At 67.5% G+C, this 26422-nt stretch carries 23 protein-coding genes and 2 tRNA genes; 9 read left to right on the forward strand and 16 right to left on the reverse strand.

Annotated features, from left to right (window positions below):
- The first annotated feature begins 41 nt into the window (after positions 1 to 41).
- Both ABZ195_RS12320 and ABZ195_RS12325 read left to right on the forward strand, forming a co-directional pair.
- On the forward strand, positions 42 to 560 hold the full coding sequence (locus ABZ195_RS12320; protein WP_355217985.1) for a TIGR02444 family protein: 519 nt from the start codon (positions 42 to 44) through the stop codon (positions 558 to 560).
- On the forward strand, positions 557 to 1141 hold the full coding sequence (locus ABZ195_RS12325) for a UbiX family flavin prenyltransferase (RefSeq protein WP_355217987.1): 585 nt from the start codon (positions 557 to 559) through the stop codon (positions 1139 to 1141). The genes ABZ195_RS12320 and ABZ195_RS12325 overlap by 4 nt, the downstream gene beginning before the upstream one ends.
- On the opposite strand, the gene ABZ195_RS12330 is transcribed toward ABZ195_RS12325, so the two are convergent.
- Together ABZ195_RS12330 and ABZ195_RS12335 are read right to left on the reverse strand one after the other, a co-directional pair.
- Positions 1138 to 2010, reverse strand: a complete 873-nt coding sequence (locus ABZ195_RS12330; protein WP_355217989.1) for an acyl-CoA thioesterase domain-containing protein — start codon at positions 2008 to 2010, stop codon at positions 1138 to 1140. The two genes, ABZ195_RS12325 and ABZ195_RS12330, sit on opposite strands and share 4 nt — an antisense overlap.
- A 65-nt stretch (positions 2011 to 2075) precedes the next feature.
- A tRNA-Cys gene (locus ABZ195_RS12335) sits at positions 2076 to 2146 on the reverse strand.
- Between the two features lie 88 nt (positions 2147 to 2234).
- Between ABZ195_RS12335 and ABZ195_RS12340 the strand changes: the two genes are divergently transcribed.
- Positions 2235 to 2939: an MgtC/SapB family protein gene (locus ABZ195_RS12340; protein WP_355217991.1), complete on the forward strand. Its 705-nt coding sequence runs from the start codon at positions 2235 to 2237 to the stop codon at positions 2937 to 2939.
- Here ABZ195_RS12340 and ABZ195_RS12345 read toward each other — a convergent pair.
- Together ABZ195_RS12345 and uvrB are read right to left on the reverse strand one after the other, a co-directional pair.
- Positions 2936 to 4351, reverse strand: a complete 1416-nt coding sequence (locus ABZ195_RS12345) for an MFS transporter (RefSeq protein ID WP_355217993.1) — start codon at positions 4349 to 4351, stop codon at positions 2936 to 2938. The genes ABZ195_RS12340 and ABZ195_RS12345 overlap by 4 nt on opposite strands.
- Before the next feature lie 53 nt (positions 4352 to 4404).
- Positions 4405 to 6567 carry an excinuclease ABC subunit UvrB gene (gene uvrB / locus ABZ195_RS12350; protein ID WP_355217994.1) on the reverse strand — a complete coding sequence of 721 codons (2163 nt, stop codon included), beginning with the start codon at positions 6565 to 6567 and terminating at the stop codon, positions 4405 to 4407.
- Between the two features lie 60 nt (positions 6568 to 6627).
- Between uvrB and ABZ195_RS12355 the strand changes: the two genes are divergently transcribed.
- Together ABZ195_RS12355 and ABZ195_RS12360 are read left to right on the forward strand one after the other, a co-directional pair.
- Positions 6628 to 7134 (forward strand): DUF402 domain-containing protein, encoded by a 507-nt coding sequence (locus tag ABZ195_RS12355; protein WP_355218518.1) that lies wholly within the window; start codon positions 6628 to 6630, stop codon positions 7132 to 7134.
- An 11-nt stretch (positions 7135 to 7145) separates the two neighbouring features.
- Complete coding sequence (locus tag ABZ195_RS12360) at positions 7146 to 7724, forward strand: hypothetical protein (RefSeq protein ID WP_355217996.1); 579 nt, start codon at positions 7146 to 7148, stop codon at positions 7722 to 7724.
- Between the two features lie 7 nt (positions 7725 to 7731).
- On the opposite strand, the gene coaE is transcribed toward ABZ195_RS12360, so the two are convergent.
- On the reverse strand, positions 7732 to 8910 hold the full coding sequence (gene coaE / locus ABZ195_RS12365) for a dephospho-CoA kinase (RefSeq protein WP_355217998.1): 1179 nt from the start codon (positions 8908 to 8910) through the stop codon (positions 7732 to 7734).
- A 175-nt stretch (positions 8911 to 9085) separates the two neighbouring features.
- Positions 9086 to 10546 (reverse strand): 30S ribosomal protein S1, encoded by a 1461-nt coding sequence (gene rpsA / locus ABZ195_RS12370; protein ID WP_264040809.1) that lies wholly within the window; start codon positions 10544 to 10546, stop codon positions 9086 to 9088.
- 159 nt (positions 10547 to 10705) lie between these two features.
- On the opposite strand from rpsA, the gene ABZ195_RS12375 reads away from it, so the two are divergent.
- Positions 10706 to 11869: a PrsW family intramembrane metalloprotease gene (locus ABZ195_RS12375; RefSeq protein WP_355218000.1), complete on the forward strand. Its 1164-nt coding sequence runs from the start codon at positions 10706 to 10708 to the stop codon at positions 11867 to 11869.
- On the opposite strand, the gene polA is transcribed toward ABZ195_RS12375, so the two are convergent.
- Positions 11866 to 14529, reverse strand: a complete 2664-nt coding sequence (gene polA, locus ABZ195_RS12380) for a DNA polymerase I (RefSeq protein ID WP_355218520.1) — start codon at positions 14527 to 14529, stop codon at positions 11866 to 11868. The genes ABZ195_RS12375 and polA overlap by 4 nt on opposite strands.
- A 212-nt stretch (positions 14530 to 14741) precedes the next feature.
- Between polA and ABZ195_RS12385 the strand changes: the two genes are divergently transcribed.
- On the forward strand, positions 14742 to 15191 hold the full coding sequence (locus ABZ195_RS12385) for an OB-fold domain-containing protein (protein ID WP_355218002.1): 450 nt from the start codon (positions 14742 to 14744) through the stop codon (positions 15189 to 15191).
- A gap of 68 nt (positions 15192 to 15259) precedes the next feature.
- Entirely contained in the window at positions 15260 to 16468 is a 1209-nt protein-coding gene (locus tag ABZ195_RS12390; RefSeq protein WP_355218522.1) for a lipid-transfer protein, read from the forward strand.
- On the opposite strand, the gene ABZ195_RS12395 is transcribed toward ABZ195_RS12390, so the two are convergent.
- The 6 genes from ABZ195_RS12395 to ABZ195_RS12420 all read right to left on the reverse strand — a co-directional run bounded on the left by ABZ195_RS12395 (position 16465) and on the right by ABZ195_RS12420 (position 22337).
- On the reverse strand, positions 16465 to 17229 hold the full coding sequence (locus ABZ195_RS12395; RefSeq protein WP_355218003.1) for an ABC transporter ATP-binding protein: 765 nt from the start codon (positions 17227 to 17229) through the stop codon (positions 16465 to 16467). The two genes, ABZ195_RS12390 and ABZ195_RS12395, sit on opposite strands and share 4 nt — an antisense overlap.
- Entirely contained in the window at positions 17213 to 18052 is an 840-nt protein-coding gene (locus ABZ195_RS12400) for an ABC transporter ATP-binding protein (protein ID WP_355218005.1), read from the reverse strand. Before ABZ195_RS12400 ends, ABZ195_RS12395 begins: the two co-directional genes overlap by 17 nt.
- Complete coding sequence (locus ABZ195_RS12405; RefSeq protein WP_355218007.1) at positions 18049 to 19254, reverse strand: branched-chain amino acid ABC transporter permease; 1206 nt, start codon at positions 19252 to 19254, stop codon at positions 18049 to 18051. The genes ABZ195_RS12400 and ABZ195_RS12405 overlap by 4 nt, the downstream gene beginning before the upstream one ends.
- Positions 19251 to 20255: a branched-chain amino acid ABC transporter permease gene (locus ABZ195_RS12410; RefSeq protein WP_355218524.1), complete on the reverse strand. Its 1005-nt coding sequence runs from the start codon at positions 20253 to 20255 to the stop codon at positions 19251 to 19253. The genes ABZ195_RS12405 and ABZ195_RS12410 overlap by 4 nt, the downstream gene beginning before the upstream one ends.
- Positions 20256 to 20339: 84 nt before the next feature.
- Positions 20340 to 21551, reverse strand: a complete 1212-nt coding sequence (locus tag ABZ195_RS12415; RefSeq protein ID WP_355218009.1) for a branched-chain amino acid ABC transporter substrate-binding protein — start codon at positions 21549 to 21551, stop codon at positions 20340 to 20342.
- Positions 21552 to 21728: 177 nt separating this feature from the next.
- Positions 21729 to 22337, reverse strand: a complete 609-nt coding sequence (locus ABZ195_RS12420; RefSeq protein WP_355218011.1) for an ANTAR domain-containing response regulator — start codon at positions 22335 to 22337, stop codon at positions 21729 to 21731.
- A 95-nt stretch (positions 22338 to 22432) separates the two neighbouring features.
- Between ABZ195_RS12420 and ABZ195_RS12425 the strand changes: the two genes are divergently transcribed.
- Positions 22433 to 22509, forward strand: a tRNA-Leu gene (locus ABZ195_RS12425).
- A 390-nt stretch (positions 22510 to 22899) separates the two neighbouring features.
- Here ABZ195_RS12425 and ABZ195_RS12430 read toward each other — a convergent pair.
- From ABZ195_RS12430 to ABZ195_RS12440, 3 genes are read right to left on the reverse strand one after another with little or no spacing between them, the layout of a single operon-like run.
- Positions 22900 to 24621, reverse strand: a complete 1722-nt coding sequence (locus ABZ195_RS12430) for a DUF2339 domain-containing protein (protein ID WP_355218013.1) — start codon at positions 24619 to 24621, stop codon at positions 22900 to 22902.
- Positions 24622 to 24675: 54 nt separating this feature from the next.
- Positions 24676 to 25335: a response regulator transcription factor gene (locus ABZ195_RS12435; RefSeq protein ID WP_355218014.1), complete on the reverse strand. Its 660-nt coding sequence runs from the start codon at positions 25333 to 25335 to the stop codon at positions 24676 to 24678.
- A complete protein-coding gene (locus tag ABZ195_RS12440) occupies positions 25305 to 26402 on the reverse strand; it encodes a DUF5931 domain-containing protein (RefSeq protein WP_355218526.1) in 1098 nt (365 codons plus the stop codon). Before ABZ195_RS12440 ends, ABZ195_RS12435 begins: the two co-directional genes overlap by 31 nt.
- Positions 26403 to 26422 lie beyond the last annotated feature (20 nt).

The raw sequence follows: 26422 nt of genomic DNA on the forward strand, positions 1-26422 counted from the left end.
GTTCATCTTGACAGGAGACCCCCGACCGCGCACGGAGTTCGATGATTGACACCCACGAAGACTTCCGCGGGTTTGCCGTCGGGGTGCACGGTGCCCCCGGCGTCGCCGAGGCCTGCGTGTTGCTTCAGGACCGTCGCAACCTCGACGTCAACATCCTGCTGCTGGCCGCCTTCGTCGCCACGGTGCGCGGTTCGACGCTCACGGAATCCGACGTCGCGCACGCGCGCGCCCGGGTGCGGTCGTGGCGAGACGACGTCGTCGTTCCGTTGCGTACGGTGCGGCGGCGGCTGAAGGACGGGCCGCCACCCGCCCCGAACGCCAGCACCGCGGCACTGCGAGCCCAGGTCAAGACGGTCGAACTGGACGCCGAGATGATCGAACTGGACGAACTGTCGACGGTCGTGGCTCGACTGGAGGCGCCGACGGTCTCCGGGACCGCGGGCCACCGCGCCACGGCGGCGATGACGGTCGTCGTCGGCGCCGCACTCGATGACGAAGAGCGCGACGCGATCGCCGTGATCGCCTCCGCCGCAGCACGATTCGTGGAGGATCTGATGTGAGACGCGTCATCGTGGCAATCACCGGAGCCTCGGGCGCGATCTACGGAATCCGCGCGTTGGAGTTGCTGGGCAAGGTCGAGGACGTCGAGACCCATCTGATCGTCACGCCTTCGGGTCGGCGGACCATCGCCCAGGAGACCGATTACGGTCTCGACGAGGTGCGCTCGCTGGCCGACCGCCACCACGATCCTCGCGACATCGGCGCTCCGGTGTCGTCGGGCTCGTTCGTCACGACCGGCATGCTGGTGGCGCCCTGCTCGGTGAAGACGCTCAGTGGGATCGCCAATTCCTACAACGACGAGCTTGCGGTGCGCGCGGCCGACGTATGTCTCAAGGAGCGACGCCGGGTGGTGCTCCTGTTGCGGGAGACGCCGCTGCACGCCGGTCACATCGACCTGATGGCACGGGCGACCGCCAACGGCGCGATCATCATGCCACCCGTCCCGGCGTTCTATGCCCTGCCGCGGTCACTCGACGACGTCGTCGACCAGACCGTGTCGCGGGCGCTCGAACTGCTGGACGTCGTCATTCCCGGTATCAAGCGCTGGGACGGACGGTCGGCCGCACCCGACGAGACCTAATCGCCCTCGGGATCGCCCTTGGGTCGACCGAAGTAGAGTTCCTGGGTGGCGATGCAGACCACCTCGCCCGAGCGGTTGTACATGGTGGCGGTCGCCAGTCCGCGGCCGTCGATCCCGCTGGGCGAGAACTGATCCGAGAGCACCCAGTCGGAGAGGTCGACCGGGCGATGGAACCACAGCGCGTGATCGATCAGCGCGTTGAAGGTAGTCGCCGGGGTGGCGCGACGCATCGCCACCGCGGTCTCCAGCATGGTGGTGCCCGTGAGGTAGGTCAGCAGCGCGCTGTGGAGGATGGGATCGGCCGGCACGGGTTCGGTTGGTCGCCACCACATTCGGATGTGCGGCGAGGGTTCGGGCAGTTCCAATGCCAGCCTGGGCGGCGCATCGACGTATCGCCGTTCGAAAGGCTGCGAGCGAACCCAGTAGCCACCGAGTTCGTGGGCATAGGGAGCGAGTTGCTCGTCGACCGACGGGAGCGAGTCCGGGTCGGGCACCTCGGACACTGGTGCCTGGTAGTCGAGGCCGCCGACGGGTGTGCTGAAGGACGACAGCGCCTCGAGCAGCACCTCGCCGTCCTGGCTGGCGGTGACCTTCCTGGTGGCCAGCGTCCCGCCGTCGCGGGCTCGCACGACGTGGAAGTCCACCGGCCGGGACGCGTCACCGGCGCGCAGGTAGTAGACGTGCATGCTGTGCGGCGTGCGGCCGGGCGCCGTCCGGCTCCCGGCCATCAGCGCCTGCCCGGCGATGTGACCGCCGACGATGTGATGCGCCGGATTGTCCAGTTGGGTGGCCACGAACAGGTCGTCGTCGAGCTGGTCGACCTGCAACGTGGCGACGATCTCGGCCAGCGACGGCGTGAAGGAGCTCACCCACGCATCATGCCGCAGTGCCGACTCTGACTCGGCAGGCGTCCGGGTATGGCCCGGAGAACGCGAGCGGATGACGGGATTCGAACCCGTGTAAACGGCTTTGCAGGCCGGTGCCTAGCCACTCAGCCACACCCGCGTTGGAGTCGACCTTGCCATCGCATCCGCGCGCAACCCACCGTTTGGATCGCCATGATCGTTAGGCCACGACGCGATACCTTGTGCGCATGCATCTCTGGCTGGCCGATCCGCCCTTCTTCGGCGGCCCGGGTCAAGGCACCCGGCAGATCGTCGAGTTGTTCGTGGCCTTCGGGCTGACCGCGTTGATCGGTCTGGAACGCGAGATCCAGGGCAAGAGTGCCGGACTGCGAACCCAGACCATCGTCGGCACCGCGGCGGCGTTGATCCTGCTGGTCAGCAAGTACGGCTTCCAAGACGTCCTGGTCGAGGGTCTCGTCGTCGTCGACCCGTCCCGCGTTGCGGCCCAAATCGTCTCGGGCATCGGCTTTCTCGGCGCGGGCATCATCATCTTCCGGCGCGGGTCGGTGCACGGCCTGACGACGGCGGCCGCGGTGTGGGAGTCCGCGGCGATCGGCATGGCGGCCGGCTCGGGTCTGCTGTTGCTCGCGTGCACCGTCACCGCCATGCACTTCCTCATCATCCTGGGGTTCATGCCGCTGGCTCGACGGTTGGCCAACCGTCTGAGCGGTTCGATCCGGGTGCACGTGAGCTACGACGAGGGACGCGGCGTCATGACCGCGCTGCTGCAAGCATGTGAACGACGCAACTGGCAGCTCGCCGAGCTCGAAGCCGATCCCACCGGCGGGGTGCTTCTGACCTTGTCGGGCAACGGCATCCTCAATGCGCCGAACCTGCTGGCCCGCATCGACGGCGTGACCGCGATCCGGCAGCTCGACGACGACCCGGACTAGAGGACCGTCCGCCCGCGGCTGGCGCGGAAGGAGGCGACACCCCCGAGCGCCGCGAGCAGTGCCATCGCTGCGAACAACCATCTCGCGGCGGTCGCGTCGCCACGATCGGTCAGGTTGACCACCACGCCGGCGAGGCCGGCGCCGAACGAGCCGCAGATCAGCTGGACGGTGTTGATCGCCGCGGCGGCGGTGCGACCCTCGGCCGGGTCGGCACTGCTGCCCATCGCCCATGCGGACAGATGCGGCCACGCAACACCGATACCGGTGCCGGCGATCACCAGCGCGGCTACCCAGACCGCGACCAGGAGCATCGACGCATCCTGGAACTGGCTCGCGGCGGCCATGCCCAGGCCGAGCGCCATCACCAGCGGTGCGCACGCGACGACCGTGACGACGAGGCGCACCTTGGTCAGCGACGCGCTGGCGATCTCGCCGACGGTCCACCCCACCGACAGGCACACCCCGAGGAAGCCGGCCGTGACCGGTGCCAGGTGCGCGAGCCGTTGGCCGAACAGTGGCACGTACATGTCGGCCATCGTCGCGGCCATCAGCACGCCGAGCGTCAGGTAGATCCACTTCAGCGGACCGGGCCGAAAGGTCATGGGGGGCAACACCGACGACCTGGTGTTGCGGTCCACGACGAGGAAGACGGCGACCATAATCACCCCGAGGGTCAGGAGACCGCCGGTCACGGCGAGGTTGCGGGCGATGCCGGCGGCGCTGATCGCGAGGGCCGCGGCGCCGAGAAGGGTCAACGACCACACCGGGATGCGGTCGGGAGCGGGACGTTCGACACCGACCGCGCGGCCTGGCAACGCGAACGGGACCAGGGCGGCCATCGCCACGGTCAGCACGGCCAGTAGCTCGAATGCCCAGCGCCACGAACCGAATTGCGCGAACAAGCCGCCGGCGGCGGGCCCCACCAACGTTCCCACGCCCCACATGGCCGAGACCAGCGCCGAGGCCTTCGTCCACAACGCCTGCGGCAGCGCAGTGTTGATCACCGCATATCCCAGGCCGGCGAGCAATCCACCCGCCGCGCCCTGTACCACGCGGCCCAGAAGCAGCAACTCCATGTTGGGCGCTACCGCACATGACGCGCTGCCCACGGCGAACACGCCGAGGCCGCCGAGGTAGGCCCATCGCGGACCGAGTTTGGTGAGCACCGCGCTCACGGTGGTGGCCGCGACGACCGACGCGACGAGGTAGACCGTCGTCACCCACGCGTAGAGGCGCTGGCCGCCGATCTCGGCCACCGCGCTCGGAAGCAGGCTGATGGTGAGGAACTCGTTGGTGGCGTAGAGCGCCACGCCGCCAGCCAGGACCGTCGACGCGCCGAGGTGCTTCGGTCCCAGCAGATCGCGCCAGCCCGCGGCGGGAACGTGGCTTTGCGCGTCGTCCGTCTGGGTCACCGGTTCACCGTACGAGCTCAACCGAGGTTGAGATCAAGCGCGTCGGGCGACGGCTACTTCAAGCCCGCGGCGTCCATGCCGCGCAGTTCCTTCTTCAGGTCGGCGATCTCGTCGCGGATGCGGCCCGCCAGCTCGAATTGCAGGTCCCGCGCAGCGGTCATCATCTGAGCGGTCATCTCCTTGATGAGATCGGCCAGTTCGGCCCGGGGCATGTTCGCCGTGTCGCGTCCCTCGACGATGCCGGAGCTGACCGCGCGACCGGGCTCGCCCTGGGCGCGCCGCCCGCGGGATGCGTTGCGACCGGAGCCTCCGACGTCCACGGTGGCGTCGGTGTCGTCGGCCTCGCGGTACACCTGGTCGAGGATGTCGGCGATCTTCTTCCGCAACGGCTGCGGGTCGACGCCGTGCTCCACGTTGTAGGCGATCTGCTTGGCCCGGCGACGGTCGGTCTCGTCGATGGCCTGCTTCATCGAGTCGGTCATCTTGTCGGCGTACATGTGCACCTCGCCCGAGACGTTGCGCGCCGCGCGGCCGATGGTCTGGATAAGGCTGCGGGCCGAGCGCAGGAAGCCCTCCTTGTCGGCGTCGAGGATGGAGACCAGCGACACCTCCGGCAGGTCGAGTCCCTCTCGGAGCAGGTTGATGCCGACCAGCACGTCGTACTCACCGAGCCGCAACTGGCGCAGCAACTCGACGCGGCGCAGCGTGTCCACCTCCGAGTGCAGGTAGCGCACCCGGATGCCGAGCTCGAGCAGATAGTCGGTGAGGTCCTCGGCCATCTTCTTGGTCAGCGTGGTCACAAGCACGCGCTCGTCGATCTCGGTGCGCTTGCGGATCTCGCCGATCAGATCGTCGATCTGGCCCTTGGTGGGCTTGACCACGACCTTCGGGTCCACCAGGCCGGTGGGACGGATGACCTGCTCGACGAACTCGCCGCCGGACTGACTGAGCTCGTAGGGCCCCGGGGTCGCCGACAAATAGACCGTCTGCCCGATCCGCTCGGCGAACTCCTCCCAGGTCAACGGCCGGTTGTCCACCGCCGACGGCAGTCGGAAGCCGAAGTCGACGAGGTTGCGCTTGCGCGACATGTCGCCTTCGTACATGCCGCCGATCTGCGGCACGGTCACGTGCGACTCGTCGATGACCATGAGGAAGTCCTCCGGGAAGTAGTCCAGGAGGGTGGCCGGGGCGGTGCCCGGGCCGCGACCGTCGATGTGCCGCGAGTAGTTCTCGATGCCCGAGCAGAAGCCGACTTGCTTCATCATCTCGACGTCGTAGTTGGTGCGCATCCGAAGCCGTTGCGCCTCGAGCAGTTTGCCCTGGCCCTCCAGCTCGGCGAGCCGCTCCTCGAGCTCCTTCTCGATGCTCGCGATCGCAATCGCCATCCGCTCGGGACCCGCCACGTAGTGGGTGGCCGGGAACACTCGCAGGGAGTCGACCTTGCGCACCACGTCACCGGTCAGCGGGTGCATGTAGTAGAGCGCCTCGATCTCGTCGCCGAAGAACTCGATCCGGACGGCGAGCTCCTCATAGCTGGGAATGATCTCCACGGTGTCGCCGCGCACCCGGAACGACCCACGGGTGAAGGCCATGTCGTTGCGGGTGTACTGCACGTCGACCAACAGCCGCAGCAGGGCGTCGCGCGGCACCTCGTCGCCCACGTTCAGCTCGACCGAGCGATCGAGGTACGACTGCGGGGTGCCGAGACCGTAGATGCAGGACACCGACGCCACCACCACGACGTCGCGGCGGGACAGCAGATTGTGGGTCGCGGAGTGCCGGAGCCGTTCGACGTCGTCGTTGACCGAGCTGTCCTTCTCGATGTACGTGTCGGTCTGCGCGATGTACGCCTCGGGTTGGTAGTAGTCGTAGTACGAGACGAAGTATTCGACGGCGTTGTTGGGCAACATCTCTCGAAGCTCGTTGGCCAGCTGCGCGGCGAGGGTCTTGTTCGGGGCCATGATCAACGTCGGCCGCTGCAGCCGCTCGATGAGCCACGCGGTGGTCGCCGACTTTCCCGTGCCCGTGGCGCCAAGCAGCACCACGTCGCGCTCCCCCTCGTTGATGCGGCGTTCCAGTTCGGCGATGGCCGCGGGTTGGTCGCCGGCCGGCGAGTACTCGCTGACGACCTGGAAGTCGCCGCCCACGCGCACGACGTCGTCGACCGCTCGGTACTCCGAGTGCGCGACGACTGGATATTCGGTAGCGAAAGCCATGTTCACCAGGTTAGAACCAACCACCGACAAGTTCGATTCCGCAGGCGTTACCCTGGCGAAATCCACCCACCCAAACGCGAGACCTTCGACGTCGTCGCGCGCACCAACACCGATCCCAAGGGCATCGTGCGCGACGTCGACGTCTACGACGTCCGACCCTGGGGCCTCTACATGGCCCGCCCGACCCCGGGTCGGGCGCAGTTCCACTACCTCGAATCGTGGTTGTTGCCGTCGCTGAGCCTCCGAATCTCGGTCTTCCACTTCAATCCTGGCTACGAACGTGCCCAGGATCTGTACCTCGACGTCGGGCCCGTGACCGTCGACGCCGAGGTGTGGCGCACCGAGGACCACTACCTCGATCTGGTGGTCCGGACCGGTCAGGGCGTCGACCTCCTCGACGTCGACGAATTGGTCGAGGCGGTTCGCGAGGGACTCGTCACGCCGACGGCCGCCACCGCGGCGATTGCGACGGCGGCGTCCGCGATCGACGGTCTCGCCGGTAACGGCTACGACGTCGACGCGTGGTTGGCACACCACGAAATGGCCCTCACCTGGAGGGGAGCGTAAAGTCCCTTTTCATGAGCCTGACTAAGTGTGCGCTGGTGGCTGGCGCAGCCGCGGCCCTGCTGCTCGGCGCCCAGACGCTGCCGGCCGTTGCCCTGGCCGACCCCGACGCGACCGGGCAGTCTGCCGACGCCCCCGCCCCACCACCGGACGTCACCGTCGACCTGGGCCCCGGCCCCTACAACGTCGTCTACCGGGCGCGAGTGGACGGCGTGTCGAGGGGTGCCACCATCAGCTACGCCATCGCCGACGACCAGGTGAACACCGCGACGCCGACGATGGTGCCCGGCCGCACGTTCGAGGCAACCGGCGTCGTGACCCAGACCAAGAAGGCCGGCATGCAGGTCGCCATCCAGTGGCCGTACTCCGCCAGCCTGCACTGCGAGATCATGGTCAACGACCAGATCATCGCCGAGGCCGATCAGTTCGTCGCCCCCCGACTGACACCGCAGCACGACGACCCCGGCTACGGCGTGCTCAGCTGTGGCACCGTGAGCAACTTCCCGACGGGCAACACCGCCCCGATCGACGACCCCGCACCCGCACCGGCCGAGCCGGCCCCAGCCGAGACCGCTCCGGCACCGGCCGCCTGAGCTTCGGTCAGGGCGTCCATCCCGCGGCGTCCGCCCACTCCCACGCTCGGCGGTACGCGTCGACCAGCCACGGCTCCTTCGCCTCGGCGTAGTCACCGGTGCTCTGGTGACCATCGGCGGCCACCGCCTGCTTGACGGCCAGATACTCCGCACGTGCGGTCTCGTCGGCGATCAGCCAATCGCGGAAGAGCAGTGCGAACCGCTGGTTGGGCCAGCCGTCCACGCGCAGATGCACGTTCGTCGGCCGAGCGGGATCACCGGAGGCGTGCAGTCGTTTCTGCCACGTCGAGGTCTCGTCGGTGTGCGCCACGTCCTCGGTCACGCCGTTCACCCTCGGATAGCCGGCCGCCAGTAGCGCGCCGGCGAGTTCCTCGGCGACGTCCAACGATGCGACGGTCACCTGCACGTCGACGACGTCCTTGGCGTCGAGGCCGGGCACGGCGGTCGACCCGATGTGGTCGACGCGGATCGCGTGGTGCCCGCAGGCGGTGCGGAGCCGAGCCAGAATGCGGGCCGCCTGGTCGGGCCACGTCGGATCGGCGGCCACCAACCGCGGCAGCGACGGCGCGGGGGTCTGCTCCCGTATGTTGCGCGCGAACGGCGCGATCCGGTGCTCCCAGAGCGCGTGGGCGGCCGCCGTCAACTCCTCGGCGGTGCCGGCGTTGTTGAGCCACACGTCGGCCACGGCGCGGCGCTGCTCCTCGCTGGCTTGGGCTGCGATGCGGGCGCGGGCGTCCTTCTCGGAGAAGCCGCGGTGCTGCATCAGTCGCGCCACTCGAACCTCTGGGTCGGCGTCCACGACGATGACCAACGGAAACAGTGGCGCCATCTGCGATTCCACCAGCAGCGGGATGTCCTCGACGATCACGGCGTCGGCGGGTGCCGCGTCGATCAGCTCGGCACGCCGCTTCCCGACCAACGGATGCACGATGCCGTTGAGCGTCTTGCGCTTCTCCTCGTCGCCGAAGGCGATCGCCGCCAGAGCGGGACGGTTCAGCGTCCCGTCGGGCTGCAGGATGTCCTCTCCGAACGCGTCGACCAGGGCGGCCAGGCCCTCGGCGCCGGGCTCCACCACCTCGCGAGAGATGACGTCACCGTCGACGACGATTCCGCCGAGCTCGCTGAACGTCGACGACACCGTCGACTTTCCGGCGCCGATGCCGCCGGTCAACCCGATTCGAAGCATGGGCACAGTCTGTCAGGGCGCTACGTCACGGCCCAAGGCGGCTGCGAACGTGAAGGAGTTGGCGTCAAATCCACGAAAACACGCGCATCTCTTCACTTTCGGCGCAGACCCCACGCCTCCGCAGACGACGAACGCCCCGGCTCCTGCGAGCCGGGGCGTCCTGTCGTACTACGTGTTACGCGTTGCCTGCGAGCTTCTCGCGCAGCGCGGCCAGCTGTGCGTCGCTGGCCAGCGTTCCACCGGTTGACTCGGGACCCGAGCTGGACGACGTCGAGGACGAGGAGCTGTTGGCGGTGGCAGGCCTGCTGGCCGCCTCCGCGTCGGCTGCCGCGAACTTCTCCATCTGCGCGGTGTGCATCTTGTGGCGACGCTCGGCCTCGGCGTACCGGGCCTCCCACTCGTCACGCTGCTTCTCGAAGCCTTCGAGCCATTCGTTGGTCTCGGAGTCGAAGCCCTCGGGGAAGATGTAGTTGCCCGCGTCGTCGTAGCTGTCGGCCATGCCGTACTTCGACGGGTCGAACTCCTCGGTGTAGTCCTCGTTGGCCTGCTTGAGGCTCAGCGAGATGCGACGACGGTCGAGGTCGATGTCGATGACCTTGACCATGGCGTCGTCGCCAACCTGCACGACCTGGTCCGGCACCTCGACGTGGCGCTCGGAGAGCTCCGAGATGTGCACCAGGCCCTCGATGCCCTCTTCGACGCGGACGAACGCACCGAACGGAACCAGCTTGGTGACCTTGCCGGGCACGATCTGGCCGATCGCGTGGGTGCGCGCGAAGTGGCGCCACGGATCTTCCTGAGTTGCCTTGAGCGACAACGACACCCGCTCGCGGTCCATGTCGACGTCGAGCACCTCGACGGTGACCTCGTCGCCGACCGTGACGACCTCGGAGGGGTGGTCGATGTGCTTCCAGGACAGCTCGGAGACGTGCACCAGGCCGTCGACGCCACCCAGGTCCACGAAGGCGCCGAAGTTGACGATGGAGGACACGACGCCCTTGCGGACGGCACCCTTCTGCAGCTGGTTGAGGAACTCGCTGCGCACCTCGGACTGCGTCTGCTCGAGCCAGGCCCGACGGCTCAGAACCACGTTGTTGCGGTTCTTGTCGAGCTCGATGATCTTGGCCTCGATCTCCTTGCCGATGTACGGCTGCAGATCGCGGACGCGACGCATCTCCACCAGCGAGGCGGGCAGGAAGCCGCGCAGGCCGATGTCGAGGATCAGGCCGCCCTTGACGACCTCGATGACGGTGCCCTTGACGGCCTCGTCCTTTTCCTTGAGCTCTTCGATCGTGCCCCAGGCGCGCTCGTACTGAGCGCGCTTCTTGGACAGGATCAGGCGGCCTTCCTTGTCCTCCTTGGTGAGGACCAACGCTTCGATCTCGTCACCGACGGACACAACCTCTGAGGGGTCGACGTCGTGCTTGATCGAGAGTTCACGAGAAGGGATGACGCCTTCGGTCTTGTAACCGATGTCGAGCAAGACTTCGTCACGGTCGACCTTGACGATCGTTCCCTCGACGATGTCGCCATCGTTGAAGTACTTGATGGTCTTGTCGATCGCGGCCATGAAGTCCTCGGCCGAGCCAATGTCGTTGATGGCTACTTGCGGCGAGGTGATGGAGGGGCTTGGCATGTGGTAGGTGGCTCCGGACAGGTTTCATCGTAGGGACGGGATGTGTTGGTGTGTACTGGTGCTACACGCGTCGAGCGCGCACACGGGTACCCGAAGAGACTACTCGACCGGATACACGCTGGACAAACCTGGGTCTGCACCCACCGTTACGCTGCCATCGTGACACACCCCGTCGTGCCGCCACCGCGTCCGTTCGGTCCGCCGTCGACCCGCAAGATTCGCAAGGTGGGCGCGCCGCTCGGGGCCATCATCGCCATGGGCGTCGTGGCGGGTCTGTCGGTGATCCTGTTGACGGCCGTCAACCCCGTCGGCACGTCCGTCGGCTTCGTGCTCGCCACCGTCGCCGTCGTCGTGGTGTTGCTGGCCTATCTGTGGCTGGACCGATGGGAACCCGAGCCGCCGCGCCTGCTGGTGCTGGCGTTCGCCTGGGGTGCATCGGTGGCGATCGTGGTGTCGATCGTCCTGGAACTGGTCTTCGGGTCGCTGCTGGCCACCGGCGAGGCCGCGACCGACGACTTCGTCACCCTTGCGATCGTGGCGCCCATCGTCGAGGAGGCGGCCAAGGGCGTGTTCCTGCTGATCATGATGACTGGTCGTCGCCGCAACGAACTGAACTCGCTGACCGACTGCCTGGTCTACGCGGGCATCGTGGCCGCCGGATTCGCCTGGCTGGAGAACATCGCCTACATCGGCGGCGGCGAGACCCTCGGCGGATCGCTGGCCACCGCCGGGCTGCGGCTGGTCATGGGCCCCTTCGCCCACCCGCTCTTCACGACGATGACCGCGATCGGCGTCTACTTCGCGCTGCACCGTCGAGCGCCCCTTGCCAAGGCCGGGTGCATCCTGGCCGGGTACGCCGGCGCGGTGGTGATGCATGCGCTGTGGAACGGCTCGTCGTTCTTCGGCATCGAGGCGTACTTCCTCGTCTACCTGCTGTGGATGGTGCCCGTGTTCGGTGTGGCGATCGTGCTGGCCGTGACCAGTCGGCGTCGGGAGCAGCGCGTCGTCGCCGCGAAGCTGCCCGGCATGGTGGCCGCCGGCCTGGTGACGACCAACGAGGCCAGCTGGCTGAGGTCCCTTCCGGCCAGGAAGCTGGCGCTTGGAGAGGTGACGCGCTTCGCCGGCAAGCCCGCGGCCAAGGGGGTCAAGGCCTTCGCCGCCCAAGTCGTCGAACTGGCCTTCGTGCGCGACCGCCTCGACCGCGGGTTTGGCGACGACCGCGTGCGTGCGCTGCTGACCGAGGAGACCTACGGGCTGTACGCGGCGCGGGCGGCGGCGCCGGTGCTGCAGACCTTCGCCGCCTACCGCTCCCCTCTGGCCTAGTGAGCCGCGGCGTCCCAGCTTCTGCCGTAGCCCACCGACACCTCTAGCGGGACGTCGAGCGGGTAGGCCCCGCCCATCTGCGCGCGGACCAGGTCGTCGAGACGATCCCGCTCCCCCTCGGCCACCTCGAAGAGCAATTCGTCGTGGACCTGCAGCAGCATCCGGGACTGCAGCCCGGCCTCGCGGATGGCGGCCTCGGTGTTGATCATCGCCACCTTGATGATGTCGGCGGCGCTGCCCTGGATGGGGGCGTTGAGCGCGGCCCGCTCCGCAGCCTCCCGGACGTTGCGGTTGCTGCTGTCCAACTCGGGCAGGTAGCGCCGCCGGCCCAGCACGGTCGACGTGTAGCCGTCCTTGCGGGCCTGGTCGACCACCGACTGCAGATAGTCGCGCACCCCGCCGAAGCGGGAGAAGTACGCATCCATCTGCACCTTTGCCTCCTCGGTGGAGATCTTCAGCTGCGCCGCGAGCCCGTAGGCACTCAGCCCGTACGCCAACCCGTAAGACATCGCCTTCACTCGGCGGCGCAGCTCGGCGGTCACCTCGTCGATGGGCACCCCGAAGGCGCGGGAGGCGACGAAGGAGTGCAGGTCCTCGCCGGTGTTGAACGCCTCGATGAGGCCGTCGTCCTTGGACAGGTGGGCCATGATCCGCATCTCGATCTGGCTGTAGTCCGCCGTCATCAACTCGGTGTAGCCCTCGTCGACGACGAAGCCGTTGCGAATCTCGCGACCGGCCTCGGTGCGGATCGGGATGTTCTGCAGGTTGGGCTCGGTCGACGACAACCGTCCGGTGGCCGCGATGGTCTGGTTGAACGTGGTGTGGATTCGGCCGTCGGCGCCCACCGCGGCGAGCAGACCGTCGACGGTGACCTTGAGCCGGGTGGCATCGCGGTGCGCGAGCAGGTGCTGCAGGAACGGATGACCGGTCTTGTCGAACAGTCCCTGCAGCGCGTCGGCGTCGGTGGTGTAACCGGTCTTGGTGCGCTTGGTCTTCGGCATCTCCAGCTCGTCGAACAGCACGACCTGCAGCTGTTTGGGCGAGCCGAGGTTGATTTGCTTGCCGATCACGGCGTAGGCGGCCTCGGCGGCATCGCGGATCAGATCGGCGAACTGGCTCTGCAGCTGACCCAGCAGATCGGTGTCGATCGCGATGCCCGTCGCCTCCAGCTGGGCGAGGACCCGCTGCACCGGCAGTTCCATGTCGCCCAGCAGTGCCGAGGAGTCGATCCTGGCCAGCTCCTCATCCAAGGCGTTGGCCAGATCTGCCACCGCCGAGGCCCTCAGAAGCAGAGTCTGCACCGCCTGGTCGTCGACCCCCTCGTCGTCGTCGAGCAGTGAGAGTTGTTGCTGCTCGGGGTTTTCGGCGCGGAGTTCCCGCTTGAGGTAGCGCACGGCGAGGTCGTCGAGGGCGAAGCTGCGCTGACCGGGGCGCACCAGGTAGGCGGCCAGGGCGGTGTCGGAGGTGACGCCCTTGAGGTCCCAGCCGCGACCCGCGAGATCGTGCATGGCGAGCTTGGCCTCGTGCAACGACTTTGGAATCGAGGGGTCGGCCAACCACGTGGCCAGCGCTGCCTCGTCGGCGGGATCCATTGCGGTGGTGTCCAGATAGCACCCCTCGCCGTCACCGGAGACGATCGCCAGGGCGGTCGCGTCGGAGTCGAACGCCAGGTGGTTGCCGACCACGGCGAGGCCGAAGCGTCGTCCGGTGCCGTGGTCGGCGAGCCAGGTCGCCAGCGTGCCGCGTCCGAGTGCACCACCGCGGACGTCGAAGCCCTGGTCCACCTCGGGATCGGCCGAGGCCAGGGTGTCGAAGAGGCGGTCGCGCAGGACGCGGAACTCCAGGTCGTCGAAGAGGCGGTGAATCTGGTCGCGGTCCCACGGCATCATCCGCAGCGTGTCGGGCGTCTGCGGCAAGGGGACGTCCTTGACCAACTCGGTCAGGTCGCGGTTGAGGATGACGTGAGAGAGGTTGGCGCGCAAAGATTCTCCGACCTTGCCCTTGACGGTGTCGACCCCGTCGACGAGCGCCTGCAGGGAGCCGTACTCGATGATCCACTTCGAGGCGGTCTTCTCCCCCACGCCGGGAATTCCGGGCAGGTTGTCACTGGGGTCGCCGCGCAGCGCCGCGAAGTCCGGGTACTGCCTCGGCGTCAGACCGTACTTCTCGACGACGGCCTCGGGGGTGAACCGGGTCAGCTCTGAGACTCCCTTGCGGGGGTAGAGCACGGTGACGTCGTCGCTGACGAGTTGCAGCGCGTCGCGGTCACCGGTGACGATCAGCACGCGGTAGCCCTGGCTTTCGGCCTGGGTGGCCAGCGTCGCGATGATGTCGTCGGCCTCGAAGCCCGGTTCGGCGAGCGTGGTGATGCCGAGTGCGCTCAGCACCTCCTTGGTGATGTCGATCTGACCGCGGAATTCGTCCGGGGTGGCCGAGCGGCCGGCCTTGTACTCCGGGTAGCGGTCCATCCGGAAGGTCTGGCGGGACACGTCGAAGGCCGCCGCGACATGGGTGGGTGTCTCGTCGCGCAGCAGGTTGATCAGCATCGCAGTGAAGCCGTAGACGGCGTTGGTGGTCAGGCCGCTCTGGGTCTTGAAGTTCTCGGCGGGAAGGGCGTAGAACGCCCGGAAGGCCAGGGAATTGCCGTCGAGCAGCAGCAAGGTGTGCTTTGGATCTGCCGTGTCGGCAGCGGCTGCGCTCTTCGGCGCGGTCTTGGCAGGGCTCACGCCCTCACTCTATTCGGGGCCTCCGACGCACGACCGACGCCGAGCCATTCCCACCGGCACCCGGGCCGACGGGCTGGCCGAGGCCACCGAGCACACAAACTGCAACACGTTGCAGTTCGTGCGTCTCGATCGTTTACGCTGACCTGGTGCCAGGATCAACGGACTCCCCAGCGCAACTACCGGCCATCGACGGATGGTTCGCCACCGACGACGCCGGGGACGTTCACCTCATCGCAGGCAAGTGCACGCAGTGCGGCACGTACGTGTTCCCCCCGCGGGAGAACAACTGCCCCAACCCGGCGTGCGCCGGCGAGGACCTCGAGCAGGTGCCCCTCTCCGGGCGTGGAACGCTGTGGAGTTACACCGAGAACCGCTATCCCCCGCCGGCTCCCTACCCGGCGACGGACCCGTTCGAGCCGTTCGCGATCGCCGCCGTCGAGCTCGCCGACGAGGGCCTGATCATTCTGGGCAAGGTCGTAGACGGCACCCTCGCCGCCGACCTGAAGGTCGGCATGGAGATGGAGCTGACCACCATGCCGCTCTACACCGACGCCGACGGATTCGTCCGCACGGTGCACGCCTGGAGGATCGCATGAGCGTCACCCCGCCGGCAACATCCCCCGAGTCGCTGCGCTCCCGCCCGCCGGCAACATCCCCCGAGTCGCTGCGCTCCCGCCCGCCGGAACCCCTCTACATCCTCGGCGCCGGGATGCACCCCTGGGGCAAGTGGGGACGCGACTTCACCGACTACGGCGTCGTCGCCGCCCGCGCCGCGCTCGCCGAGGCCGGTCTCGACTGGCAGCAGATCCAACTCGTCGCCGGCGCCGACACGATCCGCAACGGCTACCCCGGCTTCATCGCCGGGTCGACGTTCGCCCAGAAGCTGGGGTGGAACGGCGTACCGGTCAGCTCCAGCTACGCGGCCTGCGCCAGCGGATCCCAAGCGCTGCAGAGCGCCCGCGCCCACATCCTCGCGGGGTTCTGCGACGTCGCGCTCGTCATCGGCGCCGACACCACGCCCAAGGGTGCCTTCGCACCGGTCGGCGGCGAACGCAAGAACGATCCGGACTGGCAGCGCTTTCACCTCATCGGCGCCATGAATCCCGTCTACTTCGCCCTGCTCGCCCGCCGACGGATGGACCTCTACGGCGCCACCTCCGAGGACTTCGCTCAGGTGAAGGTGAAGAACTCGCGCCACGGCCTGCAGAACCCGAATGCCCGCTACCGCAAGGAATCCGCGATCGCCGACGTCTTGGCCAGTCCGGTGGTATCGGACCCACTGCGCCAGCTCGACATCTGCGCCACCTCCGACGGCGCGGCCGCGCTGATCGTTGCATCGAAGTCGTTCGCCGAGAAGCACCTTGGCTCGCTGAAGGGTGTGCCGTCGGTCCGCGCCGTGAGCACGGTGACGCCGCGCTATCCGCAGCACCTGCCCGAGCTGCCCGACATCGCGACCGACTCGACTGCCGTGGTCGCCGCCCCGGACCGGGTGTTCAAGGACCAGATCCTCGACGCCGCGTACGCCGAAGCGGGCGTCAGTCCCGAGGACGTCTCCCTCGCCGAGGTCTACGACCTGTCCACCGCGCTGGAGCTGGACTGGTACGAGCATCTCGGACTGTGTGCGAAGGGCGAGGCCGAGGAGCTGCTGCGTAGCGGTGCCACCACCATCGGCGGCCGGGTACCGGTCAACCCGTCCGGCGGGTTGGCATGCTTCGGCGAGGCCATCCCGGCCCAGGCCATCGCCCAGGTCTGCGAGCTGACCTGGCAACTCAAGGGCCAGGCCATCGGGCGTCAGGTCGAAGGAGCCACCGTAGGCGTCACCGCCAACCAGGGACTCTTTGGCCACGGGTCGTCGGTGATCGTCGCGCGCTAGGCGACGCCGAGGTAGGCCGCGCGAATACTGTCGTCGGCCAACAGATCTCGGGCGATGCCGGCTTTGGTGACCGAACCCGTCTCGAGTATGTAGGCACGGTCGGAGCGGCTCAGCGCCTGCTGTGCGTTCTGCTCGACCAACAGCACCGTCGTGCCCTGCTTGTTGATCTCGGAGATGATCTTGAAGATCTGCGAGATGATCATCGGCGCCAGACCCATCGACGGCTCGTCGAGCAGTAGTACCTTGGGCCGCGCCATCAACGCACGCCCGATCGCGAGCATCTGCTGCTCACCGCCCGAGAGGGTGCCGCCGACCTGGGTGCGGCGCTCCGCCAACCGGGGGAAGGTCTCCATCACCCAGTCGAAGCGCTCGCGGTGCTCGGCCTTGGTGGGGAATTTCCGCCCGTAGCAACCCATTTCGAGATTGTCCACCACCGTCATGCCGGGGAAGACCCCGCGCCCCTCCGGGGCCTGGATCAGCCCGTCGGTGACTCGTCGGTGCGCCTTGACCTTGGTCACGTCCTGCCCGTCGAACCACACCGAACCCGACGTCAGTGGCCGAAGGCCCGAGATGGCCCGCATCATCGTGGTCTTGCCCGCACCGTTGGATCCGAGCAGCGTGACGAGCTCGCCCTCGTGCACCTTCAGCGACACTCCGTGCAGCGCTTCGATTCTGCCGTAGTGCACCACGACGTCACGCACCTCGAGCAGCACCGGACGCGGATCGGCGTCGGTGGTCGTCACGTCATCCGAGTTCGTCATCGGGCACTCCCAGGTAGGCGGCGACGACCTTGGGGTCCTCGCGGATGTCGGCGGGCAGGCCGTCGGCGATCTTGCGGCCGAACTCGAGCACCACGATCCGATCGGTGACGCCCATGACCAGACGCATGTCGTGTTCGATCAGCAACACGGTGTACCCGTCGTCGCGGATGGCCTGGATGAGCTCGATCAGCGCGGACTTCTCGCTTGGGTTGAAGCCCGCGGCCGGTTCGTCGAGGCAGAGCAGCTTGGGCTCGGTGGCCAGCGCCCGGGCGATCTCGAGACGCCGCTGATCGCCGTAGGGCAGGTTCTTGGCCTTCTCGTCGGCCCGTTGTGAGATGCCCACGAATTGCAGAAGCGCTGCGGCCTTCTCGATGGCCGACTTCTCCTCGCGCCGGTGCCGTGGCGTACGCATCAGTGCCCCGGGAACCGAGGTCTCGTGTCGGGCGTCGGTGCCGACGACGACGTTCTCGAGTGCGGTCATCTCGCCCCACAGGCGGATGTTCTGAAACGTCCTGGCGATGCCCCGACGGGTGATCTCGTGGCGCTTGATCTTCCCCAGCGGCGCGCCGTCGAACATCACGGTGCCCGACGTGGGCCGATAGACGCCGGTGATGGCGTTGAAGCACGTCGTCTTGCCGGCGCCATTGGGCCCGATGAGACCGAGGATCTCACCGCGCTTGATGTCGAAGGTCACTGCGTCCAGCGCGGTCAACCCGCCGAACTTCACCGTCAAGTCCGTTGTCTGGAGCAGGGTTTCGCCCTCGGCGGCCTTCACCTCCCGGTGCAGCGCCGCCATCTCCTCGTCGATCTCGCTGCTGGTCATGCTGCCGCCTTCGAGTCGTCGGCCTTGCGCAACAGCTTCTTCGCCGACGAGGCGTAGGCGAGCAACTGTTGGCGGACCGGGAACAGGCCTTGTGGCCGGAAGATCATCAACACCACCAACGCCAATCCGAAGAAGAGGTACTTCAGGTCGCCGAGGTTGACGCCGAACAACTCGACGCCAAGCAGTCGGTTGGGCAGGTAGACCACGATGAACGCTCCGAAGATGACGCCCAGCTTGTTGCCCTGACCGCCGAGCACCACCGCGACGAGGAACAGCATCGAGTTGATGATGTTGAAGTTGGTCGGGGCGACGTACTGCACCTGCCCGGCGTACAGCGCGCCGGACAGACCGCCGATGCCGGCTCCGATCACGAAGGCCCACAGCTTGAATCGGAACGTGTCGACGCCCATCACCTCGGCGGCGTCCTCGTCCTCACGGATCGCCACCCACGCACGGCCGACGCGGCTGCGCTCCAGATTGCCGACGAACAGCAGGATGGCGATCATCAGCAGCAGACCCAGCCAGAACCACCACGTGCCGTAGTTCGCGTGGCCGGTCGAATTGCCGCTGGAGAACACGCCGTTGGGGAGCCGGTCGCTCTCGCCCACCCGCGGGTAGGCGATCTGGTTGAGACCGCGCGAACCGTTGGTGACGTCGGAGAGGTTGTCGGCGAGCAGTCGGATGATCTCGCCGAAACCCAGCGTCACGATGGCCAGGTAATCGCCGCGTAGCCGCAGCGTCGGCGTGCCGAGGATCAACCCCGCCAGCGCGGTGACCGCCATGGCGATGGGCACGCACGACAGCCACGCCCAGTCCTTGCTGAAGAAGCCGGTGGCCCCCAGCTTGTTCCACGGACTGTCCGGGCTGGTGAGCAGCGCCACGGTATACGCGCCGACGGCGTAGAAGCCGACGTAGCCGAGGTCGAGCAGACCGGCCTGGCCCACCACGACGTTGAGGCCGATGGCGATGATCGCGATCATCACGAAGGCCGCCATGGTGCCACCGAAGCTGATGCCGGGTGTGTCGATGAAACCCGGCGTGTAGAGCGGCAGCAGAGCCAACAGCCCGAAGCCGACGATGCCGACGACCCACTTGGCCGGCCGGCCGAGGCCGTCCCACCACTGCCGTAGGCCATCGCCCGGCGCCAGGAAGCGCTGCGCTGCAGTGCTCTTCGGAGTTTCGGTTTCCGCCTGATGACTCATGCGCGCGCCTTTCCGAGGCTCTCACCGAGGATGCCGGTGGGACGGATGAGCAGCACCAGAACCAGCAGCACGAAGGCGACCACGTCGCGCCACTGCGTGCCGAACACCGCCTGGCCGTAGTTCTCCATCACGCCCAGGATCAAACCGCCCAGGAGCGCGCCTCGGAGGTTTCCGATGCCGCCGAGGACCGCCGCCGAGAACGCCTTGATGCCGAGCAGGAATCCGCCGGAGTAGATGATGCCCTGGGGCACCTTCAGCGTGTAGAGCAACGCGGCCGCACCCGCGAGCAGGCCGCCGATGAGGAACGTCGTCATGATGATGCGTTCTCGCGAGACGCCCATCAGGGTGGCGGTCGTCGAATCCTGGGCCACCGCTCGGATTCCGCGGCCGAACTTGGTGCGGTTGATGGCGATGTCGGTGAGCAGGGCTAGCACCAACGCCGAGGCCACGATCACCAGTGTCACGTTGGTGACGGTCGCACCGAAGATGGTGAACTGCGCCTTGGGCTGCACCAGCAGGATCGGCTGCTGGGCGTTCGAGCCGCCATAGCCCTTGATGAGCTTGGGCAGGATGAAGTGGACGAACTCCTGCAGGACGAACGACATGCCGATCGCGGTGATGAGGAACGTCAGCGGCCGGGCGTTGCGACGCCTCAGCGGCCGGTAGGCGATGAACTCCAAACCGACTGCCGCCGAACCAGATACCAGCATCGCGAAGATCATGGCGATCGCGAGGTAGAGGATCGTCAGCAGGACGCCCTTGTTGTAGGCGTTGCCGCTGGGAGTGAATCCCAAGATGATGTCCAGGCAGAAGTAGGTGCCGAACATGCCCAGCATGAAGATCTCGGAGTGGGCGAAGTTGATCAGTCGCAGAACGCCGAAGACCAGCGTGTAGCCGACGGCCACGAGCGCGTAGATGGCACCCCACGACAGACCGTCGACGGTCAACTGCCAGAAGCCGTTGACGAGGCCGTCGACGTTGAAGTTGATGTTGGCGGCCATTAACACCGGCGGCGGCTCCTTGCAGCTAAATGGATACGAGGCGCGCCCGGGCCGGCTGGCCGCGGACGCGCCTCGTGTCGGGGACTACTGAACCTTGAAGATCCAGATCAGGTTGGTGGTCAGCTCACCGGTGGGCGACCACTGGTAGTTGCGTGCCACGCCCTGACCGTTGTAGTTCTTGACATAGTCCAGCAGCGCCGGTCGGGTGATCGCACCCGAGTCGATGCCCTTCAGCATGATGGTGCCGAGGTCGTAGCCCTCGGTGCTGTAGGTGCCGGGCTCCTGCCCGAACTTCTTGCTGTACTCGTCGGCGAACGTTCCGGTCGCCGGCCCGCACGGGCAGGACAGGATGGAGCCCTTCGAGGACTCGCCCGCCTGCTTCACGAACTCCGGATCCTTCGTGCCGTCGGCGCTGACGAACGTCGCCGACACCCCGCCGTCCTTCAGCTGCTGGACGAACGGCGCCGCCTCGGAGTAGTAGCCGCTGTAGAAGACCGCGTCCGGGCTGACTCCCTTGATCTGCGTGACGGCCGCAGAGAAGTCCTTGTCACCCTTCTTGACCTGGATGTTGCACGCCGAGTCGGCCACCGGGCCGAGGGTCTCGCGCACCGGGATGGCCAAACCGAGGCCGTAGTCGGTGCTGTCGTCGACGACGCAGATCTTCTTGTAGCCGAGCGTGTTCTTGAGGTAGTTGGCCACCGAGGGCCCCTGCACGCCGTCGTTCGCCAGACCGCGGAAGAAGGTCTTCCAGCCGTTCTCGCTCAACGTCGGGTTGGTCGCCGACGCCGTGGCCGCGACGAGGCCGGCCTGGTCGAACACGGTGCCGGTGGCCTTGGTCTCGCCGGAGAACGCCGGACCGACCAAACCGATCGTGTACTGGTCGTCGACGATCTGAGGCGCGATGCCCGTCGCCTTCTGCGGATCGCCCTCGGTGTCGAACGGCTTCAACTGCACCTGGCAGCCGGGGTTGGCGGCGTTGTGCTTGTCGATGGCCAGTTGCACGCCGTTCTTGATGTTGATGCCGAGCGCCGCGTCGGGCCCGTTGAGGGCACCAGCCATGGCGATCGACACCGGCGGGCAGGTCGCCTTCCCGTCACCGGTGGGATCGGCGGGCTTGGCGTCCCCGGCGGCCTTCACCTCGGCGCCGTTCTCGTCGATCTGCACCTGCTCGACGATCTTCAGGTTCGACTGGGACGAGCTCTCCTCGGGTGCCGACTGGTTACAGCCGGCAATACCGAACACGAGCAAGCCCGCGCTCCCGAGAGCAAATGCATTGCGTGCCATGCGACTGCGCACGTGTCACCTCCGTGTCAACGTTGTCATTGGCACCGGCGTCGCAGGTCACGTCCCCCGGGGCGCCAATGCTTCCGGTAGAACATAGCCAACCCGGGGCCCCGGTGCGCGATGTTGACGAACGCGGACTGGGTGTCGCCTGTGTGACTGGGCGAAACCCGGTCCGATGACACGCATTCGTTACGTCTCGGGGGTGTCCAGGGTCTCCAGGACGACCTCCGCCACGCGGCGCATGGTGGTGCGGCGGTCCATGGCGGCGCGCTGAATCCACTTGAACGCCTCGGGCTCCGACATCTTCTGCTTGGCCTGGAGCAAACCCTTTGCGCGCTCGACCAGTTTGCGGGTCTCCAGCCGATCGGACAGTGAGTTGACCTCCGCCTCCAGGGCGGCGATCTCACCGAACCGGCTGACGGCGAGCTCGATCGCCGGAATCAGATCGGTGATCGAGAACGGCTTCACCAAGTAGGCCATCGCACCGGCGTCACGCGCCCGCTCGACGAGCTCGCGCTGGGAGAAGGCGGTCAGGATGAGGATGGGTGCGATGCGCTTGGACGCAATTTCGGCGGCGGCGTCGATGCCGTCCCGGCGAGGCATCTTCACGTCCATGATGACGAGGTCGGGGCGAAGGCTCTCGGCGAGCTCCACGGCCTCCTGGCCGTCTCCGGCCTCGCCCACCACCTCGTACCCCTCCTCGCGAAGCATCTCGGCGAGGTCCATTCGAATGAGTGCTTCGTCCTCGGCAATGAGGACACGGTGCGGTGTGGCGGCGTCCGCCGGTGACCCGGTCATGGGGTCATTGTCGCGTGACTCGGGCCCGACGGCGACCTCGGGGCCATGACGGCCCGCTCGGCCGAATCCTCTAAGGTGGAAATCCGCGACGCGATGCCCTCGTATCCCAATTGGCAGAGGAAACGGATTCAAAACCCGTGCAGTGTGAGTTCGAGTCTCACCGAGGGCACCAGAAATGGTAGCTCGCGCGCCGCGGCCGGACGACGAAACCGTTAATGCACTCGGCAGTTGACGACCAGGTTGTAGTTGGTCGAGCATGGGCTCCTTGACGCACGGACCGCCGCGACCCTGCGGTGGCAGGAGTCGCGGCGGTCGCAGTGGTTTAGGCGGACGGTGGCTACCCCTCGTCTCCGCCGCCGCCAAATTCACTGGCGCTTCGTGATTCCGACACCCGTGACTATCCCGTGGACGTCGACCACGACGGGCACCACAACATGCGTTGCTGTTCACACCCTCTCGACCAAATTACTCGCAGGTCGACGAATTGACGCCGCTATTCGAAGTTCTTTGCGTCATTTGCCGGTGGGGTCTGCTCTAACCGCATGACACCGCGGGAGCACACCTAGGCCTCGCTCTGGTGACCGTCCCGTTGCGCGAGCACGCGGGCGTAACCCGTGCCCATGCCCAGAAGCAGCAAGCCCACCGCGATGAAGCCCACCACCCGGAAGATCCCGTCGAGCGTGCCCAGGTCGAACGTGAACAGTTTGGCCAACGCAGCAGTCGCCATGACCATGCCCCCGCCGACCGTCAGAGGGCGTTCGTCGCGTGGCATCGTCAACGCGTATCGCAGGACCGATGCCGCCAGGGAGATCCAGCAGAGGGTCGCGAGCACGTGTCCGGCGAAGAAGCCCTCGTCTCTACCCCCGATCGCCACACCAGTGATCACGGCAATGGTGGTGACGGCGTACATCGCGACCAGGGCTGCTGAGGCCCACGCCCACTCGGTGCGCCACGACCGCGCGACCGTACCGGCGACGGCCACCAGCAGCAGGCTGGCAACCAGCGTCGAGGTGGCAATTGCCGCGCTCACCTCCGTAGCCGTCGTCAGGTGTGACGACGGAGCGTAGGCGAGATGGATCACGCCACCGGCGACTCCGAAACCCACGCTGCACCAGCGAGCCGCCGTGCTGCGCCGACCGCCCACCGCCACGACGACGGCCATCGCCAACAGGACGGGCCCCGCCACCGGGCCGTCGAACGCCACCGTCACCGCGACCCATGCGGACCCCGCGGCCAAGGCCGCCCAGGTTCTCCGCACGCCCGCGCCGGCGGAGAGGCGGCCGCCGGCGAGCACGATGCCCGTCAGCGCCATCGACAACGCAGCGGCCAGTGTCGCCGCCACGGCTGCGTTCACGACGAGCGAGGCGGCGAGGACGGGAATGGTGCCCACGGCGCTCAGCAGGGCCGTGGCGGTCTGGTGCCTCGTGTGCGGCAGCAGAATCAAGGCGCTGCCAATCGCGAGCACGGCAGCCAGCGTGCTGGCGACCGCCAGCATAGGTGACGTCCCGGCGTCGACACTCGTCACGACGATCGCGAGGAGCAGCGGAAGGGTGGTCACCGCCGTGCGTGCGGCATGCCACCCGGTCCAGTCCCGGCCCACCTGCACGGGCACCGACGCGGCGCCCAGCGTCAGCATGAAGCCGACGAGCGCGATCGTGATTCCGTCGGCCACCACCGGTCCCAGACCGATCAGCGGCACCAGCACCAGAAGCCCAAGATGTTCGGCGTTCCAGCGACGCGACAGCAGGAGGCCCGAGACCGCGACGACCGCCGCGATGGCGAGTCCGACGGGTGCCGACACCCAGTGATGGATCGTCGTCACCGCGATGACGTCGATGTAGGCCGCAGCGACGCCGGTGGCGGCCAGCGCGGTCGCGCCAACACGTCCGCCGGGCCGGTCGACCAGCCGCCATGCCACCGCGATCAGACCTGCCGCCAACACGGCACCGGCGATCACCCGTACGCCCGGGCTCAGGAGCCCGGCCTGTGCGGCGAGGACGAGCAAGAGTGCGACGCCGACCAACGTCACTGCGACTCCGGCTGTCGCGAGCGCCTTTCCGACCCACCCGTCCGACGGAGGCGTCGACGGAGCATGGAGGGCCGCCGGCTGGGGTAGCGGCGGCTGCCATTGCGCCTGCCACACCGGCGAGGCAGGTGCCGCGGATCGTTCGGCGACATTGCGTTCGAGCTGACGCAGGTCGGCTGACACTCGCGCCAGATACGCGGTGATCGAAGCGAAGTCGGACGACATTCTGGCGATGACGGCGTGATCCGGTTCGGTCATGGTGCCATCGTGGCAGCCATCACGGGGAACGGAATGAGTAGTACTACCCGTCCTCTATTCGTCGAGCCCGTGTTCGATTGCGTAGCGCGCAAGCTCGACGCGGTTGGCTACCTGCAACTTTCGGAACGTGGCCTGCACGTGGTTCTCCACCGTGCGGTGGCTTAGCGAGAGTCGTTCGGCTATCTGCTTGGCAGTCAACCCCTTCGCGACGTACCGGAGGATCTCGGTCTCCCGCTCGGTCAAGCTTGGAGTGGAGTCGTCACCCCGCGGCGACCGCGCGATGCGCCGGTATTCGCCGAGTACCAGACCGGCGAGGCCCGGCGTGAACACCGCCCGGCCCTCCCCGGTGGACCGAACCGCTTCGGCCAGGTCATGTTTCGAGGCACTCTTGACCAGATACCCGGTGGCCCCCGCCTTCACCGCCTCCAGTACGTCGTCGCGTTCGTCGGAGGCCGACAGCACCAGGATGCGCGACGACGGCGACGCGGCCAGCACCTCCGCGGTGGCAGTCGCCCCGCTGCCGTCCGACAGGCGCATGTCCATCACCACTACGTCGGGTCTGACGACGGCGGCCCGTCGGCGCGCCGCGCCCACCCCGTCCGCGGTGGCGACGACGGTGAAACCCTCCTCGGCGAGGTCACGGGCGACTGCGTCGCGCCAGATCGGATGGTCGTCGACCACCATCACCGTGAACGTGGAATCGTCAGTTCCCATTCCGTGCCCCTTCCCGGTCCCGTCGTCAACCGCGCCGTGCCGCCCAACCAATTCAGGCGTCCGACAATCGACTTGGACACTCCCACCCGGCCTTCGCCGGCGGCCTCCTCGAGTCGCCCGTCCGGGATTCCCGGCCCGTCGTCACGGACGCTGACCACCACCGAGTCCTCCAGATCCTCCACCAGGACGAAGGCGTGCGCGTCGGCGCCGACGTGGGCCGTGACGTTGGCCAACGCATTGGCCACCGCCGCGTCGACCTCCCGTGCCACCTCGGCGGGCAGCATCACCGGTTCCGGCGGGAGGCTCACCGACACCCGGTCGGCGGCACGGTCTCGCAGCAGCGTCACGAGGTCGAGGTTCAGGCCCGTCGGCACCGAGGATCCCGCGGCGCTGACCCAGCGCCGCAGGACCCGTTCCTGCTCCCCCGCCAACTCGGCCAGTTCGGTTGTCGGACCGCCGATCTCAAGGCCACGCCGGGCCACCAGCGCCAGCACTTGGATGGCGCCGTCGTGGACCTCCCTCGACAGTCGCTCCCGTTCCTCCAGCGATGCCGCCAGTCGTGCGGCCCGTTGCAACTCGTCGTGAGCGCGCCGGGCCGTCTGAGCCGCAAGTCCGATCGCCAGACCGACCGCGAGTTCGATCACGACGGTGGCGTTGCGCCCGACGTCGACGCTCACGTGGCCCTTCAGCGCCGCGTTGCCCGCCGTGACCAACAACCCGGCCGCCATGCCTGCGACCGGCCCGAGCAGGATGGCCGCCGAAATCGTTGCGTTGGTGGCCCACAACGTCGTCGGCCAGGATTGGTTGTCCAGTGCCCACTGTTCGGAGGCGACGATCTCCGTCGAGAGCACGAGTGCGAGGACCACTGCGACCTCGGCACCTACCCAGGTGATGCGCCGGCCGTACCCGTGCAGGTAGGCCGCTGCGCAGGCGATACTCCACGCGACGAGCACCGCGAACAACGCCCACCCGACGGCTGGACGGTCTAGGTCGTCGTTGACGGCGATCTGAAACCCGAGCGCATAGACGCAACTCACCAGTCTGAAGAGTTGCGCTGCCCGCCACAACGGGGTGGTCGGATCAACTC

The sequence above is a fragment of the Mycobacterium sp. NPDC006124 genome (assembly GCF_040614235.1).
Lineage (GTDB): Bacteria > Actinomycetota > Actinomycetes > Mycobacteriales > Mycobacteriaceae > Mycobacterium.